General features: G+C 34.8%; 17 protein-coding genes. 7 read left to right on the top strand and 10 right to left on the bottom strand.

Features of this window, described 5'->3' with window-relative positions; genetic code table 11:
* Position 1: 1 nt before the first annotated feature.
* Both EZ449_RS12570 and EZ449_RS12565 read right to left on the bottom strand, forming a co-directional pair.
* Complete coding sequence (locus tag EZ449_RS12570) at positions 2–1,411, bottom strand: DUF5723 family protein (RefSeq protein WP_131559266.1); 1,410 nt, start codon at positions 1,409–1,411, stop codon at positions 2–4.
* Between the two features lie 30 nt (positions 1,412–1,441).
* On the bottom strand, positions 1,442–3,010 hold the full coding sequence (locus tag EZ449_RS12565) for a hypothetical protein (RefSeq protein WP_131559264.1): 1,569 nt from the start codon (positions 3,008–3,010) through the stop codon (positions 1,442–1,444).
* Between the two features lie 89 nt (positions 3,011–3,099).
* Here EZ449_RS12565 and EZ449_RS12560 point away from each other — a divergent pair, with 89 nt between their 5' ends.
* The 3 genes from EZ449_RS12560 (at position 3,100) to EZ449_RS12550 (ending at position 6,716) form a co-directional block, all read left to right on the top strand.
* Positions 3,100–3,486 (top strand): DUF423 domain-containing protein, encoded by a 387-nt coding sequence (locus EZ449_RS12560; protein ID WP_131559262.1) that lies wholly within the window; start codon positions 3,100–3,102, stop codon positions 3,484–3,486.
* A complete protein-coding gene (gene priA, locus EZ449_RS12555) occupies positions 3,486–5,966 on the top strand; it encodes a replication restart helicase PriA (protein WP_131559260.1) in 2,481 nt (826 codons plus the stop codon). Before EZ449_RS12560 ends, priA begins: the two co-directional genes overlap by 1 nt.
* A 93-nt stretch (positions 5,967–6,059) precedes the next feature.
* The gene (locus tag EZ449_RS12550; protein ID WP_131559258.1) at positions 6,060–6,716 is read left to right on the top strand and encodes a protein-L-isoaspartate(D-aspartate) O-methyltransferase; all 657 of its coding nucleotides are present in this window, start codon (positions 6,060–6,062) and stop codon (positions 6,714–6,716) included.
* Positions 6,717–6,784: 68 nt separating this feature from the next.
* On the opposite strand, the gene smpB is transcribed toward EZ449_RS12550, so the two are convergent.
* The gene (gene smpB, locus EZ449_RS12545; RefSeq protein WP_131559256.1) at positions 6,785–7,234 is read right to left on the bottom strand and encodes an SsrA-binding protein; all 450 of its coding nucleotides are present in this window, start codon (positions 7,232–7,234) and stop codon (positions 6,785–6,787) included.
* Positions 7,235–7,453: 219 nt separating this feature from the next.
* On the opposite strand from smpB, the gene EZ449_RS12540 reads away from it, so the two are divergent.
* Complete coding sequence (locus EZ449_RS12540; RefSeq protein WP_131559254.1) at positions 7,454–7,933, top strand: TlpA family protein disulfide reductase; 480 nt, start codon at positions 7,454–7,456, stop codon at positions 7,931–7,933.
* A 3-nt stretch (positions 7,934–7,936) separates the two neighbouring features.
* On the opposite strand, the gene EZ449_RS12535 is transcribed toward EZ449_RS12540, so the two are convergent.
* Together EZ449_RS12535 and EZ449_RS12530 are read right to left on the bottom strand one after the other, a co-directional pair.
* Positions 7,937–9,799: an Nramp family divalent metal transporter gene (locus EZ449_RS12535; protein ID WP_131559252.1), complete on the bottom strand. Its 1,863-nt coding sequence runs from the start codon at positions 9,797–9,799 to the stop codon at positions 7,937–7,939.
* Positions 9,786–10,448: a metal-dependent transcriptional regulator gene (locus tag EZ449_RS12530; protein ID WP_131559250.1), complete on the bottom strand. Its 663-nt coding sequence runs from the start codon at positions 10,446–10,448 to the stop codon at positions 9,786–9,788. Before EZ449_RS12530 ends, EZ449_RS12535 begins: the two co-directional genes overlap by 14 nt.
* Before the next feature lie 126 nt (positions 10,449–10,574).
* Between EZ449_RS12530 and EZ449_RS12525 the strand changes: the two genes are divergently transcribed.
* The gene (locus EZ449_RS12525; protein WP_056850310.1) at positions 10,575–11,045 is read left to right on the top strand and encodes an Lrp/AsnC family transcriptional regulator; all 471 of its coding nucleotides are present in this window, start codon (positions 10,575–10,577) and stop codon (positions 11,043–11,045) included.
* 34 nt (positions 11,046–11,079) lie between these two features.
* Here EZ449_RS12525 and EZ449_RS12520 read toward each other — a convergent pair whose 3' ends face one another.
* From EZ449_RS12520 to EZ449_RS12510, 3 genes are all read right to left on the bottom strand, one after another.
* Positions 11,080–11,772 (bottom strand): alpha/beta fold hydrolase, encoded by a 693-nt coding sequence (locus EZ449_RS12520; RefSeq protein WP_131559248.1) that lies wholly within the window; start codon positions 11,770–11,772, stop codon positions 11,080–11,082.
* Positions 11,772–12,452: a uracil-DNA glycosylase gene (ung, locus tag EZ449_RS12515; protein WP_131559245.1), complete on the bottom strand. Its 681-nt coding sequence runs from the start codon at positions 12,450–12,452 to the stop codon at positions 11,772–11,774. The genes EZ449_RS12520 and ung overlap by 1 nt, the downstream gene beginning before the upstream one ends.
* Positions 12,453–12,525: 73 nt before the next feature.
* Positions 12,526–13,041 carry a thioredoxin family protein gene (locus tag EZ449_RS12510; protein ID WP_131559243.1) on the bottom strand — a complete coding sequence of 172 codons (516 nt, stop codon included), beginning with the start codon at positions 13,039–13,041 and terminating at the stop codon, positions 12,526–12,528.
* Between the two features lie 115 nt (positions 13,042–13,156).
* Here EZ449_RS12510 and EZ449_RS12505 point away from each other — a divergent pair, with 115 nt between their 5' ends.
* Positions 13,157–13,696 (top strand): YgaP family membrane protein, encoded by a 540-nt coding sequence (locus EZ449_RS12505; RefSeq protein ID WP_131559580.1) that lies wholly within the window; start codon positions 13,157–13,159, stop codon positions 13,694–13,696.
* Positions 13,697–13,839: 143 nt separating this feature from the next.
* Positions 13,840–14,394 (top strand): pyridoxamine 5'-phosphate oxidase family protein, encoded by a 555-nt coding sequence (locus EZ449_RS12500; RefSeq protein ID WP_131559241.1) that lies wholly within the window; start codon positions 13,840–13,842, stop codon positions 14,392–14,394.
* 29 nt (positions 14,395–14,423) lie between these two features.
* Here the strand turns inward: EZ449_RS12500 and EZ449_RS12495 are convergent, their stop codons facing one another.
* Both EZ449_RS12495 and lysS read right to left on the bottom strand, forming a co-directional pair.
* On the bottom strand, positions 14,424–14,636 hold the full coding sequence (locus EZ449_RS12495) for a hypothetical protein (protein ID WP_131559239.1): 213 nt from the start codon (positions 14,634–14,636) through the stop codon (positions 14,424–14,426).
* Positions 14,637–14,763: 127 nt separating this feature from the next.
* Complete coding sequence (lysS, locus tag EZ449_RS12490; protein WP_131559237.1) at positions 14,764–16,473, bottom strand: lysine--tRNA ligase; 1,710 nt, start codon at positions 16,471–16,473, stop codon at positions 14,764–14,766.

The raw sequence follows: 16,473 nt of genomic DNA, 5'->3' as shown, positions 1-16,473 counted from the left end.
ATTATTTCCGTCTAAAAATAGAAAATAGATTTTTAAAGAAACTTCCACCTTCATTATCATTTATGCCCGGCATGGTATCACTAAATTGAGGGTGGTTTACAACATTGCCAAACTTAATTCCAACTCCCATGTAAAATGATGCACCATTTGGACCAGAACCTACTGCGGCATCATTATTAAGAATCCCCAAACCTTGGAAACTGGTTGCTACCAAATTATCAGTTCCCATAAAAATCTCGAAATTAGGACTTTGATATTTGCCTTGCAAGCCAACCATAAAAACATCATTAAAATTATAGGATGGCGTTACAGCAGCTGAAAGGCCATTGAGAATAAACTCATTTACAACAGCAACATCACCACCTTTGTAAAAAAGACTTTTGGAAATCGCTAATGCAGGTTTATAAAACCCGTACCGTCTTGATGCATAAACATCAATTTTAGCATTGGTTGGAGCTAAGAACTTTTTGCTTTGCTCATTTAACCTAAAAATGTCCTTTATCTGCTCGTTTGTGTTACTTTGATTAAAAGCTAAATCGTCAATTTGTGTTAGTTGATTAACTGTAGTTCTATGCGTATTGCTGCGCCACCAAATGAAACCCAAATCTTTTACATTGGCCATCAAAAACAAACCTTTCTTTGTTGTGTAATTTGTGCCGAAACTTAAAGATAGCCCAGGGTTTTTAAAGGTTGGGATGAGCGTTTTCTTTCTAAGCTCATTTGTACGTGAAAAACTTCCTGAGTAAACACCAGCAAGTCCAATCTGTAAGGCATCAGATTCAGGGTCGAGGTATAAATAAGAATCTGAAACATCTAATTTATTGTAGGCTATTCCACTTAGTAAACTCGCTTTAACGCCGAAAGCTAGGCGTTTATCCCAATTCTCCCTATAAGTGACGCTAAACTGATGATAGGTTTGCTGATAACCCTTAGTATTGAAGATATCATTATATTCTACTCCAGGATTAAACCGTTCATAAGAATCGAAAATAGCCAACGTTTCATTCGTGTAATCGATATGAGAATCTGATCTGATCTGCCAGGCCAAACCAAGTTCTTTTTGGTATTTGTAGGAGATAAACATTCTAAATGTTGCCACATAAATATTGCTATTCTCGTAGAAATGATTAAGCTCTCCATTTCCAATTGGAAGGGATTTAGTATCGTACACTCCTTCTTGAGTTAGTTTTCTAATGGCATATTTTGATGTTCCTTTATTCAAGGAATTAACGCCAAAGTATGGCAAAAAGAAATTTGATGAAAACTTCCTCGAAGAATCTAGTGTAAATGATTTCTGGGATGGATTTTCGAATGCATCAAACATAGTTTTGCTACCAAATAGGGCATATTGTTGTGCATTAACAGATAGGAAGCTGGCCATTGCCAGTAACGCAAGTAAAAGTTTCTTCATGTAAAATAGTTTTCTAGGCTCGTTTTCTTATTAACGGTTGCTTAATGAATCTGGTATTTCTGGCTTTAAATATTTGTTTAAAAGCAAGTTAGTAATGAACTTGTTTTTATCGGTACTCATTTGATAGTAAAAGGTGTCGAAGCTTTTTAAACCACTATCGGCACTTAAATGTTTATAAAATGATGATTGGATAGTACTTCTAAAAATAGAGAAAGAATTTTTGATATTGATGTAATAGCTTACATTAGATTTTGCAGAAAGTTGGTTCATTGCATCCAAATACTGTGGGGTTTGAATTAATAATCTATTGTTTTTATAATTGTTTAAAAATGATTGAATTGTACTCGCATTGTTGGCAACGATCAAGTTATTGTCGATGATGGTGTAATAAGGCCTGCCGAATTTTTTAAATGGCTCCCCGAAGTAAGCGTACAATATATCCGATGATTTAAAAAGTTTGATATCCTCGTTATAATCGGCGCTAACATCAAGCAAAAGCTGCTTCACCTTTTCTCCATTGTTTAATAATATTGCACCAAGTTTTTCTGTAGTACTTAATTGAAATAATATGAACTGATTTTTGGTGTAAACTGGAAATATGGTGTTCAAATCCGTTCGATATTCATTTTTAATATTTTTAACTACTGCACTTATCTTGTTGGTTTCATTCTTTTGTTCTTGCCAGCTTGCCAGTTTTTTGATCCAATTTCTATAATCATCATAAACATACAAGGCATAATTAGCAGTATTATCAGGTAATATATTTTGAATTGAAGTACTTTGTGGTTGCAGATCCTCAAACAACTTTAAATAATTATCTGCCGATTTTAACTCCGTACTGCCGTTAAACAGAATTTTTTCTTTACTGAAATTGTAGTTTAAGGTCGCGAAACTATTTTGCTTGTTCAAAAAAGTGATCTCACCATTTAAATTTCCTGCAACAATATTTTTCAATAGTAATGGCGATTGATTAAAGTTGATGTAGGCATGTAATAAAATACTCTTCGTTAATCTGTTACTTTCTTTAATGTAGGCGGTAAAAGGATTTTCAGTTAGCCGAATGCCAGCATCTTTAATCAATTTTAGGGAGGTAGAAAGGGTTACAACTTGATTTTGGATTCCGATAAAAACAGTTGAGCTATCATTTAAGTTGGTAGTATATAGATTATCCTCAATTTTCCTAATTTGCTTTTTACCTTTTATTTGCTCGTAAAACTGATTGATATTTTTATCAGGTTGAATTTGAACCGTTAATAGGAAATTAAGTGTTTTATTCGAATCAGGCAGAACGCTGATATAGATTTGCTGATCTTGAATGTAGTTGTTTAGAACGTTATCATTAATAAAGCTTTCTTTCAGCTGCTTTAGCAAAACGGTTTTATCTTCACCGAGTACCTGTTGAATAAGATTCTGTCCTGAAATAATCTGGTAAAAACTTTTATCGTTTTGAAATGCAAACACGATTGCCGCATTATTGGTTGCTGATTGCAAAGCCAAATCTTTCGCCTCATTTTCCGTTCCTAACTTAGAAAAATAGTAGTATGCCATAAAGGCAACACTCAAAAATAATACGCTTACTAAAATGATGATCTTTTTCATTTGCTGTGCAACAAATTTAATTTATTACATTGATTAGTGAGAAGTTCTTTACCAATTTATTAATTTAGCGATTGCTTTAAGCGAAAATTATGAATAAACGAATAATTCTTACCGCCTCGTTTTTTGGTGTTGTTGCTGTTTTATTTGGTGCGTTTGGCGCTCATGGCTTAAAGGCCTCAATCGATAGTGCCTCACTAGAAATTTGGCAAAAAGGGGTTGATTATCAGTTCTATCATACATTTGCATTGCTGTACCTTTCTACTTTTGCAAGGTATAGAAACAAGCTCATTAATATTGCTTATTTCTGCTTTACTTTCGGAATTATTCTGTTCTCAGGCTCGTTATATTTACTAGCAACTCGGAGCATTTTAAAATTAGATTTTGTAAATATAATCGGTCCGTTAACCCCAATTGGCGGGCTTCTATTTGTTTTAGGTTGGATAATGCTATTTTTTGCGGCATTTAAGGATAAATAATGGATACTTTCGAAAACGATATTTTTTCAGAAAGAGAAACACTTTTTGTGGAAGTTATTTTGCCTTTATCTTTGGCGAAAAACTATACTTATCGTGTGCCTTTTGATTTGAATGATCAAATTGAAATCGGAAAGCGTGTAGTTGTTCAATTTGGTAAACATAAAATTTATACGGCCTTAATTAGTGGGATTTCTACAGTTCCGCCAACCATTTATGAAGCTAAATATATTATCGATGTAATCGATTCTGAGCCCGTAATTACACCAACACAATTAAAGTTTTGGGCTTGGATGACCAATTACTACATGTGTAATGAGGGCGATGTAATGTCTGCCGCCTTACCTGCTAGTTTAAAATTGGCAAGTGAAACCATTCTAATTCTACGAGATGATTTTAGCGATGAAATTGTACTCACGGAAAAAGAAGAAATCATTATTAGCGCATTAAAAAAACAAGAAAAATTAACTGTTAACGATGTTTCCAAACTCTTAGGACAAAAAACGGTTTATCCCATTATCAATAATTTATTGGAGAAAGAACTGGTTTTAGTGGCTGAGGAGGTTGTGCAGAAATATAAGCCCTTATTAAAATCGTTTATATTATTGAATGATTTTTATACAGACCAAGAACACTTAAAACAACTTTTTTCGGTTTTAGAACGGGCGCCAAAACAGTTAGATGCCTTGCTCGGCTACCTGAAATTGCAAAAATCTAATCTCCCTATTTCCAAAGAACAGCTTTTAGAAGAGAGTAATTGTGGCGCTGGAGCTTTAAAAGCACTTACTGATAAAGATATTTTCGTAGTGATGAAACGTCCTGTGAGCCGTTTGGCTGCACATGATGAAGAGTTTAGCGTAAATTTTAAACTTAACGATGGTCAACAAAAGGCCTTATCGCAAATCAATCAATATTTCGAAGAGAAAGATGTTGTGCTACTTCATGGTGTTACGGCATCTGGTAAAACTCAGGTTTATATTAAATTAATTGAAGAAATCATCCAAAATACCGATGGCCAGGTGCTTTTTCTCTTGCCCGAAATTGCTTTAACAACACAGATTGTAGAACGGATTAAACGTTATTTTGGCAATGCCATTGGTGTTTATCACTCTAAATTTAACAATAGCGAGCGTGTAGAAATTTGGAATAAAGTAAGAACAGGAGCTTATAAAGTAATTCTTGGTGCTCGATCTGCAGTATTTCTTCCTTTTCAACATTTAAAATTAATCGTGGTTGATGAAGAGCATGAGCCATCATATAAGCAGTATGATCCTGCGCCACGTTATCAAGCCAGAGATGCATCCATTTACCTTGCGCATTTGCATCAGGCAAAGGTTATTTTGGGTTCTGCCACCCCTTCTTTAGAAAGTTATTACAATGCTTTGCAAGGAAAATATGGTCTTGTAGAAATGAAAGAACGCTATGGCGGTGTGCAGCTACCTAACCAACAAGTGGTAAGCATATCAGAAGAAACCAAGAAAAAAACAATGGTTTCTTATTTTTCCAGTGTTTTAATTAAGGATATCGATATGGCCCTTTCAAAAAAGGAGCAGATTGTTCTTTTTCAAAATAGAAGAGGCTATGCTACCATTTTAATTTGTGCAACCTGCGGATACACGCCCAAATGCGTAAACTGCGATGTAAGCTTAACCTACCACAAAAGTAGCGGTAAGTTGCATTGTCATTATTGCGGTTATCAACAAAGTAGCGTAAATATCTGTCCAGCTTGTGGTTCTGTACATGTAGAGCAAAAAGGTTTCGGAACGGAAAGGATTGAAGAAGAACTGAAGCTTCTATATCCAGATGTTACGGTTGCTCGTTTGGATATGGATAGCACACGGACTAAAAATGGTTTGCAACAAATCCTGAATGATTTTCAAGATAAGAAAACCGATATTTTAATTGGTACGCAAATGGTTGCCAAGGGTTTGGACTTTGATAATTTAAATCTGATTGGTGTTATCAACGCCGATACACTTCTAGGTTACCCAGATTTTAGGGCTTACGAACGTAGCTATCAATTATTGGCGCAAGTTGCAGGTAGGGCCGGAAGACGGGCCGATCAAGGCAATGTTTGCATCCAAACTTACGACGCCAATAATCGAATCATAAAACAGGTGGTAAATAATGATTATGAGGGGATGTACAATGATGAAATTGCAGAAAGGGAAAAGTTTCTTTATCCTCCGTTTTCAAGGATGATTTTTCTGTACGTCAAACATAAAGATGCTCATGTATTGGATCACGCAGCATTTACTTTGGCGAATATTCTTAAGGCTAAATTTGGAAAACGGGTTTTAGGTCCGGAGCAACCTTTGGTTAGTCGCGTTCGAAATCTGTACATCAAACAAATAATTATTAAGGCCGATAAGCACACTGCTATTCAAAAAGTTAAGGATGCCTTAAAAGAAACCTTAACTGATTTTAATGCAACAAAAGAGTTTAAGGGCGTTTTTATGCAGATAGATGTGGATCCATACTAATATTTTAATTTTAGTTTTGATTTACTGCAACTTAGGGTAATGTTGATTTCTTTATCTTGCATCACCATTAAAAAAAACTAATTTTGAGACTTCATGGCCTATAAATTTGTTGATAATTACCGAGAACGTGGTGCGAGAAAGAAGCTGGTTGAATTACTAAAATCTCGCGGAATTGGAGATGAAAATGTATTAACTGCAATCGGAAAAGTACCTCGACATTTTTTCTTTGATGAAACTTTTTGGAATCAATCTTACAAAGATATTGCCTTTCCAATTGGCGATGGACAAACTATTTCTCAACCTTATACCGTAGCTTACCAAAGTGAATTGTTGCACATTAAAAAAGGCGATAAAGTATTGGAAATTGGCACCGGTTCTGGATACCAAACCTGTATTTTAATGGAGCTTGGGGCACAAGTTTTTACCATCGAAAGGCAAGAAAATATTTACAACAGAACTATTCAGGTTTTACCTGGGATGGGATATAAGCCAACCTTTTACTGTGGAGATGGATCGAAAGGGATTGCCAAACATGCTCCTTACGATAAAATCATTGTAACCGCTGGAGCGCCTCTTGTACCTGAAATCCTGCTTAAACAGTTAAAAATTGGTGGCATTTTGGTTATCCCGGTAGGTGATGAGAAAACCCAAAAAATGGTTACGGTAATCCGTGTGAGCGAAACTGACTATGATAAAATTGTATTAGATACTTTTAGGTTTGTGCCATTGGTTGGCGATCAGGCGTGGTAAACAAGCTGGGAGTGATAGGTTGAGAGTTGGGATTACTCAAAACTCTAAACCCTCAACTCCAAACTCAGTTATCTTTTCATCGCTCTATCCATTTCACGTTTTACGTCCTTATCTTTCAAGCTATCACGTTTATCGAATTCTTTTTTACCTTGGGCCAATGCAATTTCCATTTTGGCAAAACCTCTTTCGTTAATGAAAATTCTTAGCGGAACAATTGTATAGCCTTTTTCCTCGCCTTTAAGCTTCAGTTTTCTTATTTCTTTCTTTTGAAGCAGTAAAGCTCTATCTCTTTTAATATCGTGGTGATAAAATGAGCTATGGCTGTATTCAGAAACATGTAGGTTTCTAACGTATAAATTTCCGCCAATAAACATGCAGAAAGCATCGGTCATGTTTGCTTTACCTTGTCTAATTGCTTTTATTTCAGTTCCTAAAAGCGCAATTCCTGCTACGTATTTATCAAGTAAATTGTAATCAAAATATGCTCTTTTATTTTTTATATTGATGTCGTTTTTCAAAACTTGTATTGTGTTACGGGTAGATGGTTAATCTACAATTAAAAGCAGCAAAAAATGCTGGGTTGCAAATATCTTAAAATTTGATGTTATAATTGTGTTTTTATTATAATTCATCTTAGGCTAAAATTAACAAATAGAATGTTCATCTGTTTGTAAAAGCTAACGATATATTATTACGTTCGTATTTATTCAATTAAGTTTGAATCTTAAACATTGAAAATGAAATTCAGAAACCTACTCTTAATTCTCTTATTTGCCTTTACTTATCAAGCAAATGCGCAACAGCCAACCCTTTTACCTCAATTTACATTTTTTAAATTGGATGGTAAGGTATTCTCAAATAAGGATTTAGCTCAAGGTAAAAAAAATCTTTTCATACTTTTTGATTGTACTTGCGAGCATTGCCAAAGGGAAACAAAATTGCTGAACACGAATTATGCGCAGTTTAAAAATATAAACATTTACATGATTACATTGGATGAAGCCTACATTATTCCCAAATTTTTTAATTCTTACGCCAAAGGATTAAATGCCAAGCCAAATGTGACCGTATTGCAAGATAAGAATCATATGTTTATCCCTGCCTTTTTACCCAAAATGTACCCAGCAATGTATCTTTACTCACCTGCGGGGAAACTTTTGGTTTACAATGCTGGTGATGGAGGAATAAAAAAAATAATGAAAGTTCTTGCTAAATAATCACTACCTGATAATTAAAACTGGGATATTTACTTTATGTCTTACAGCATCCACAGTTGTTCCGAAAATTAAGTCTTTCAACCCTTTATGTCCGTGGGCACCCATTACTAAAAGATCCAGCCCATTTTTATTGCTAATATCTGCAATAGCCTTTGATGTGCTCCCAAAACCAATGAATGGTGTAGAGTCATAGCCTAAATCTTCTAAGTTGACTTTGTATTTTTCAAGGTTTTCTGCATCACTCTGTGTTTCGTGATCCATTACAATTTCTCCATGATACCTAGCTGCTGCGGTTTCAACTACGTGGATTAAGTAATAGTGCGCATCTTTTCCTCCCTGAATCAAGGCATGCCTAATCGTATTTCTATCATTTTTGGAGAAATCAACGGCAATGCCAATACGCTGGTAATTAATCTTTTCAATTTTACCAATTTCAAGCGCATTACCATGAGGAACCATTTGTCTTTCTCTATTCTTTTTCTCCAACAATGGGTGAAAAAATACGTAAAGAAGCAACAATACTATTGCAATTAAGGCGGGTATTACAAAAACGTAGATCCACCAGTTATTTCCTTCCTTGGCCCATCCACTTATTTCTTCGATAACTAATTTTACATTTAATGCAATAATTGCAAAAGCACTTGTCCACGCTAAAACCTTTACCCAGGTTTTGATGGCGAAATCTTTCATCAATTTTTTATCTGAGTTAAAATGAATCAACGGAATAACCGCAAAACCCAACTGTAAACTCAAAACCACCTGACTCAAAACCAATAAGCCGCCAAGCGCATTCTCTCCATAATGAAGAATGGTGAAAAATGCAGGAATAATGGCTAATAAACGGGTAATTAAACGACGAAGCCAAGGTTGAATTCTTAAATTGATATGACCTTCCATAATAATCTGACCAGCAAGCGTTCCCGTAACGGTAGAACTTTGGCCAGCAGCTATTAATGCTATTGCAAATAGGGCAGGAGCAACATCACCAAAAATATTGGACAATAACTTGTGTGCATCTTGGATTTCAGCAACCTCATGATGTCCGTTTGTATAAAATGCAGCAGCAGCCAGAATTAGAATTGCCGCGTTTACAAAAAACGCAAGGTTTAAGGCAACTGTAGTATCAATTAAATTGAATTTTAGCGCTTCTTTAATGCCTTTATTGGTTCGTTCTATCTTTCTGGTTTGAACTAAGGAAGAGTGCAAATATAGGTTGTGTGGCATCACCGTGGCACCAATAATGCCGATGGCGATATACAAAGCATCTCCACTTAATATTGATGGTTCAAAACCTCGAACAACATCTTTTAAGGATGGCTCTACAATAAACATTTCCACTAAAAATGAAATACCAACGATGAAAACCATGGAAACAATAAATCCCTCCATTGCCCTCATTCCCTTATTTAAAAGGAATAACAATAAAATGGTATCGAAAATTGTGATTGAAATGCCCCAGATTAATGGTAAACCAAACAGCAATTGCAAACCGATGGCCATACCAATAATTTCAGCCAAATCGCATGCAATGATCGCAGTTTGTGCTAATCCAAATAAAGGAATATTTGCCCATCGCGGATAAGCGTGTTTTGAAGCCTGTGCTAAATCTAATCCTCTTACAATACCCAAACGAGCACTTAAAGACTGTAATAACAAAGCAATTAAGTTGGACATTAGTAAAACCCAGATGAGTTGATAGCCGAATTTACTTCCACCTGCCAAGTCGGTAGCCCAGTTTCCTGGATCCATGTAACCCACACTGATTAGATACGCCGGGCCGATAAAGGATAAAATTCTTCTCCAACCCTTCCTTTTATCTGTACTTACGCTTTGATGTACCTCACTTAACGATTCAGTTTTTGCCATTATTGCTGATTAAAATATGTTTCGCAACTTCTCTACTAATATTAATTTGTTTATCGGCTACCAGAATTTCTACTGAACCATCGAAATCCGTAACATCATTTATTTGAATTTGTTTGCCCAGCGTTAAACCTAATTTTTCCAAATGTTTTAAAAAGGCAGAACTATGCTGACTAACACCTGTAATTGTTCCAGAATCGCCTATTTTCAGCTCAATTAGCTTGGTAAAATGGTTTTTTGCAAATCTTCCGTTTTTATCCGGAATTGGATCACCGTGTGGATCAGATTTTGGAAATCCCAAAAATTCATCCAACCTTTCAATTAAATCAACCGATTTTATGTGCTCTAATTCTTCAGCAACGTCGTGTACTTCATCCCATTTAAAATTTAGCTTATTTACGAGAAATACTTCCCATAAACGATGTTTACGAACAATATCAATCGCTGCATTTCTCCCTTTTTCAGTCAAAGTAACGCCTTGATATTTAATGTAATCAACAAAGCCCTTATCAGCCAGTTTCTTAATCATATCGGTTACCGATGCTGGTTTGGTTTGCATTTTTTCGGCAATTGAATTGGTTTGAACGTTGTTTGTTAGCTCTGCGAGGTGGTAAATAATTTTAAGATAATTCTCTTCGGTAAAACTTTGCATTTATATTTATCTAATTTTATTTTTAGGTAAATCTAAAAATTATTTATTAAAATATATTAGATAAATTATGTTAAAATTTAGAATATAATTTGGTTATGTTTGTGTTCTCAATACCTTTGAATTTATATGGCATCAGAATTAGATAAAATTGATTTTAAAATTTTAAGAATCTTACAAGAGAATGGTAGAATTACCAACCTACTTTTATCGCAAGAAATTGGCTTATCTCCAGCTCCAACACTAGAACGTGTTCGTAAATTGGAAATGGCTGGTTTTATTAAAAGTTACCATGCTTTAGTTGATGAAGAAAAACTAGGATTAGGCATTAAAACTTTTATCCAAATTCAATTAGATTTCCATAAAAACAATACAATCCAAATCTTTTTGGATGAAGTAAACCAAATAAAGGAAATTACCGAATGTCACCATGTTACTGGCCAAGCAGATTTTCTGTTAAAAGTTTATGTTAAAGACATCAAATCTTATGAACGTTTAATTATGGAGAAAATTAGCAAGATTTCGGTGGTTAAAACTTTCCAAACGATGATGATTATGTCAACGACAAAGAAAGAGCCTATCGTTCCTTTGGAGTATTAACCCCAAACCCCTAAAGGGGCTTTCCCTGCTATCGTCATTGCGAATTCCGATTTTTCAACGGAATGTGGCAATCTCTTTCGCTCAAAACTACATTGTCAATAATTTTTGATATTTCATCAGCTTGCTGATAAACCATAAAGTGAGTTCCGTTTTTAATCATTAAATCTGGTTGAGCGCTTTTAGAATACAATATTCTATCTGCATTTCCGTGGATGTGAATCAGGTTTTTAGCTTTGATTTCGTTGCGCCAGCTGAGAATACTTCCAATTGCCCATTTCAAAAAAGTGGGATCGGTGTCGCTAATAATTCTGCCCAAAAGCATTTTTTCACTTTTACCTTTAGTACCAAAAAAAAAGTTTTGTGTAAGTTTATTTGATGATTTTAATAACCAAGTAGGAATAAATTTAACTAGATTGAGTTTACCAGCTAGGCGATAAAGAAAAGGTAAATCACTACTAAAAACAGCACTAGAAATAATAATGGTCGAAACTGGGTTTAGAATTTTTGAAATTTCTACAACAATCATTCCTCCAAAAGATACGCCAACTAATGCAAAAGGTAAATTCACGTCAATAACCTTGCTTAATCTTTCAGCGTAATCCATAAGAGATTCATTCTTAAATGGAGTTATCCAATCGATGTGAATAATATTGATACTTTCATTAAGCCTTAATCTCGAAAATATCCTTTTATCGGCACCTAAACCGCTAATAAAATAAGCGTTCATTATGCTGGTAAATTCCAGTCGATTGGTGTAAGGTTATTTTGCACCAGCAATTGATTGGTTTTAGAGAAATGTTTTGAATCGAAAAATCCATTAAATGCGGAGAAAGGCGATGGGTGTGCTGCAGTTAAAACGTAGTGTTTTTTTTGATCTATCAATTCGGCTTTTTGTTGTGCATATTTTCCCCAAAGCAAAAAAACGATATGTTCGCGTTTTTCAGAAAGGGCTTTGATTATCTCATCAGTAAAAATTTCCCAACCGCGTTTTTGGTGCGAGCCAGCCTCTGAAGCACGAACGGTTAAAGTGGCATTTAAAAGCAATACACCTTGCTCTGCCCAATGGGTTAAATTGCCATGTTGCGGTGTTTTAAAACCCTCGATATCAGTTTCCAACTCCTTGTAAATGTTTTTTAAAGATGGCGGAATTGTTACCCCACGTTGAACAGAAAATGATAATCCATGTGCTTGTCCGGCACCATGGTAAGGATCCTGACCTAAAATAACCACTTTAACTGCATCAAATGGAGTAGTGTTTAAAGCATTGAAAATATCAGCACCTTTGGGATAAACCGTAGCGCCATTTTGTTTTTCCTCCTGTAAAAAAGATTTCAGATTTTTCATGTAATCTTTTTCAAATTCGTTATCTAAAACAGCTAACCAACCAGGTTCTAATGATGCAGGCATATATTTTATAAGTGTTTTGTGAGAATAGTTATGGCTATTTACTATAAAAGCATATTCTATCGGCAAAAGTTTATTATTTCTTTTTATAAATGGCCAATAAATCGCCCTCAAGTGTCGTTTTTGGGTGTTCAATAATTCTTCCTAGCTCTTTTCCTTTTTTATCATAAACAATAAATGTTGGTACTCTTTGTATATCTAAACCATCAATTATACCGTTTTCAGCTTTTTTGCTTCCATCAACTGCAATAATATTCACATTTTTTTCCTTAAAGTGCAAAGCATCTAAAACCTTAAAAAAATTGGGAACGTTAACTTTACTATCTCCGCACCAAGTACCAAAAACAATCTTAATCCTTTCCTTTTTAACCAATTTTTTCAATTCGATCATAGTTGCTGCATCAGGAACATACGCTGCATAAATAGGATCGTACATTTCCTTAAACTCTGGAAAGGTGGTAATTCCCTCACGTGTGCAGGTGTTAATGAGTATGTCTTTGTTTTTAGCTTGATCGTGAATTTTTTTATTTAAATCTTGTGCAGAAACGTTCATTGCAAGTGCGATTAGAGTTATAGATAAGAGTATTTTCATAATAGTTATTGAGGTTTTTTTGTCCTGGAAATTTTTAATGAAATTATTGTTTTAAAATCTAATTTCTGCCATTTAAACACGATATTTGCAAAAAAAAATAATTAGAATAAATTTTATGCCAAATATTATCAGATTAATTGCGGGGTTTGCTTTACTGGGTGGCGCAGTAGCTTTATTTATTTTCGGTTTTTGGCCTTGGGGCATTGTTGCTATCTTGATAGGATTAATCGTTCTAGTAACTTACTTCTTCAACGAAAATATGCTTTTAGCACAATGGTTTCTTAGAAAAGACAACATGCCGAAAGCTAAAATGTTTTTAAATCGAATTACGGATTACGAATCACAACTCATAAAGGTTCAGCATGGATATTACAATCTTTTAATTGGATTAATCGAAAGTAGAACGGCTCCAATGCAAAGTGAAAAATATTTTAAAAAATCTCTTGCTTTAGGGATGCAAATGGATCATAATATTGCTTTAGCGAAATTAAGTCTAGCTGGTATTGCCATGGCAAAACGCAACAAGCGTGAAGCGACTATGTATTTAGCTGAAGCGAAAAAAGCAGATAAAGGTAAATTGCTTGCTGATCAAATTAAACAGATGAAAGAGCAAATGGGCATGATGGACAAACAACAACAAGTTCGTTACCGATAATTAAATGCTATTGTCTACAATATTGAAAGTCATTTTCTTAATTGAAATGGCTTTTTTTGTTTTTATATGATTGATGATATTCCTTTTCAAAATGTTAAAACCAAATCGATTTAAAGATTGTAGTCTATAGAAAATCTACACCTATGGCAACATCACAAGAAGGAAGTACTAATAATACTCAAGAAGAAGACAATATTAAGGATTTAGGCGGTAAAGCTGCAGTCGAAAAATTAAAAGATTTGGCCGAGAAAGCAGAAAGCTGTTTTTTTTGTACCAGCATTAAAACAGGTTTACCTTTGTCTGTTAGGCCTATGGCTATTCAACAAGTTGACGATGAAGGAAATATCTGGTTTATGAGCATGAAAGATAGCCATAAGAATGATGAGATTGCGGCTGATCCATTTACGCATTTGTTATTTCAAGCTGGTGCACATTCTGGTTTCGTAAATATTTACGGTATCTCGGAAATATTAAGAGACCAAGCTAAAATTGATGAACTTTGGAGTCCATTTATAAAAACATGGTTTCAAGGAGGTAAGGATGATCCAAATATTACCTTGATAAAGGTAATTCCATCAGAAGGATATTATTGGGATACAAAACATGGAACAGCAGTGGCATTCTTAAAAATGGCTGCATCTGTTGTTACGGGTAAAACGATGGATGATTCAGTAGAGGGAACTTTGGAAATTGATTAATATTCGGATGTAGGTAACTTGGTTGATGTTTATTTATCATCCAAGTTATCATAACCTTCTAATTCTTCTCTTTGAGACCTTTTGCTTAAGATATCATCTTCCTCCACTTGATTTCTAGAGAAGAACATTGCCTCTGCTTGGATTCTTTTAATTAATTGACGAACGAGGGTTAAGTCGAAAGTATCTTTGCTTAATTTGATGCAGTATTCTCTTTCGTTTATTTCTAGGCTTGAAGTATTCATGGGGTAATCATTTTAATTATCGATTTCCGTAAATATAGAAAAGGCTTGCTAAACAATTGTTAGCAAGCCTTTTAAGTTTATGTTATGTTTTTGTTAAGTGATTTCTTTTTTTATCAATAGGTTCTAATTACTTATGCGATAAAAACAAACCATCTTCCGTTTTTGAAACTTTCAAGATTCCTTTTCCGGTTAAACCTTTCAAGGTTGTATCCCACTTTTTGTTGCTCCAATCTTCTAGCTTAGCTTTCACATCAGCTAAAAGAAACTGTTCACCTTCAGAAATTAATGAATACAATTCTGATTCTTCTGGTGTAAGCTCAATTTTCTTTTTCTCCGGACGCATTTGTGGGAAGAATAAAACTTCTTGAATGGTGCTTTGATTGGTCATTAACATAACAATACGATCAATACCGAAACCTAAACCAGAGGTTGGCGGCATTCCGTACTCTAAAGCACGGACAAAGTCATCGTCCATCGCCATAGCTTCAGCATCACCACGAGCAGCTAATTTCAATTGATCTTCAAAACGTTCTTTTTGATCAATTGGATCATTAAGCTCTGAGTAAGCATTTCCAATCTCTTTACCATTAACAAAGATTTCGAAACGTTCTACCAATCCTTCTGCCGAACGGTGTTTTTTAGCAAGAGGTGTCATTTCAATTGGATAATCTGTAATGAAAGTTGGCTGAATCAAATTGGCTTCCACTTTATCGCTAAAAATTTCATCAACCAATTTACCGCGACCCATGGTAGAATCGATTTCAATACCCAAATCTTTACAGGTTTGTGCCAATTCATCTTCGGTCATTGCCGAAACATCAATACCTGTATATTTTTGGATCGATTCATACATCGTCAGTTTCTCGTATGGTCCTTCGAAGTTGATGTCGTTTTCGCCAACTTTAACTATTGCAGAACCATTCGTTGCGATGGCAACTTTCTCCAAACATTCTTCAACCATAGCCATCATCCAGATATAATCCTTATAGGCTACATAAATTTCCATTGAGGTATATTCAGGGTTATGGGTGCGGTCCATTCCTTCGTTACGGAACATTTTACCGAACTCATAAACACCATCAAAACCGGCAACAATTAATCTTTTTAAATACAATTCATTTGCAATACGCAAATAAAGAGGCATATCTAACGTATTATGGTGTGTTGCAAACGGACGAGCAGCTGCGCCGCCATGAATGGGCTGAAGAATTGGTGTTTCAACTTCCATCCAACCTTGCTCATCAAAATAATTACGCATAGAATTAATAACCTTGCTGCGTTTGATGAAGATTTGTTTAAAATCGGGATTTACGGTTAAATCAACATAACGCATTCTATAACGCAATTCTGGATTAGTAAATCCATCATAAACATTCCCTTCATCATCACGTTTTACAACGGGTAAAGGGCGTAAAGATTTAGAAAGTATTTTAAATTCAGTAACATGTACAGATATTTCCCCTGTTTGTGTAGTGAAGACATAGCCTTTAACTCCAATGAAATCGCCAATATCAAGCAATTTCTTAAATACGGTATTGTATAGTGTTTTATCTTCACCAGGACAAAGTTCATCACGCTTCAAGTAAATTTGAATTCTGCCTGTAGAATCTTGCAATTCTGTAAAAGAAGCAGCGCCCATAATATTGCGGCTCATAATTCTACCGGCTAATATTACTGTTTTGTATGCTGTTTTATCTTTCTCGTAGTTTGCTAATATATCTGCTGCATAAGCATTTACTTCGTATGATTCGGCAGGGTAGGGCTCAATGCCTAATTCACGCAATTGTTTTAACGACTCACGTCGTAATATTTCTTGTTCTGATAATCCTATACTCAT

It is taken from the genome of Pedobacter frigidisoli, from assembly GCF_004331675.1.
Taxonomy (GTDB): domain Bacteria; phylum Bacteroidota; class Bacteroidia; order Sphingobacteriales; family Sphingobacteriaceae; genus Pedobacter; species Pedobacter frigidisoli.
Note: the sequence above shows the minus strand (reverse complement) of the source record. Positions and strands in the feature narration are given on the sequence as shown.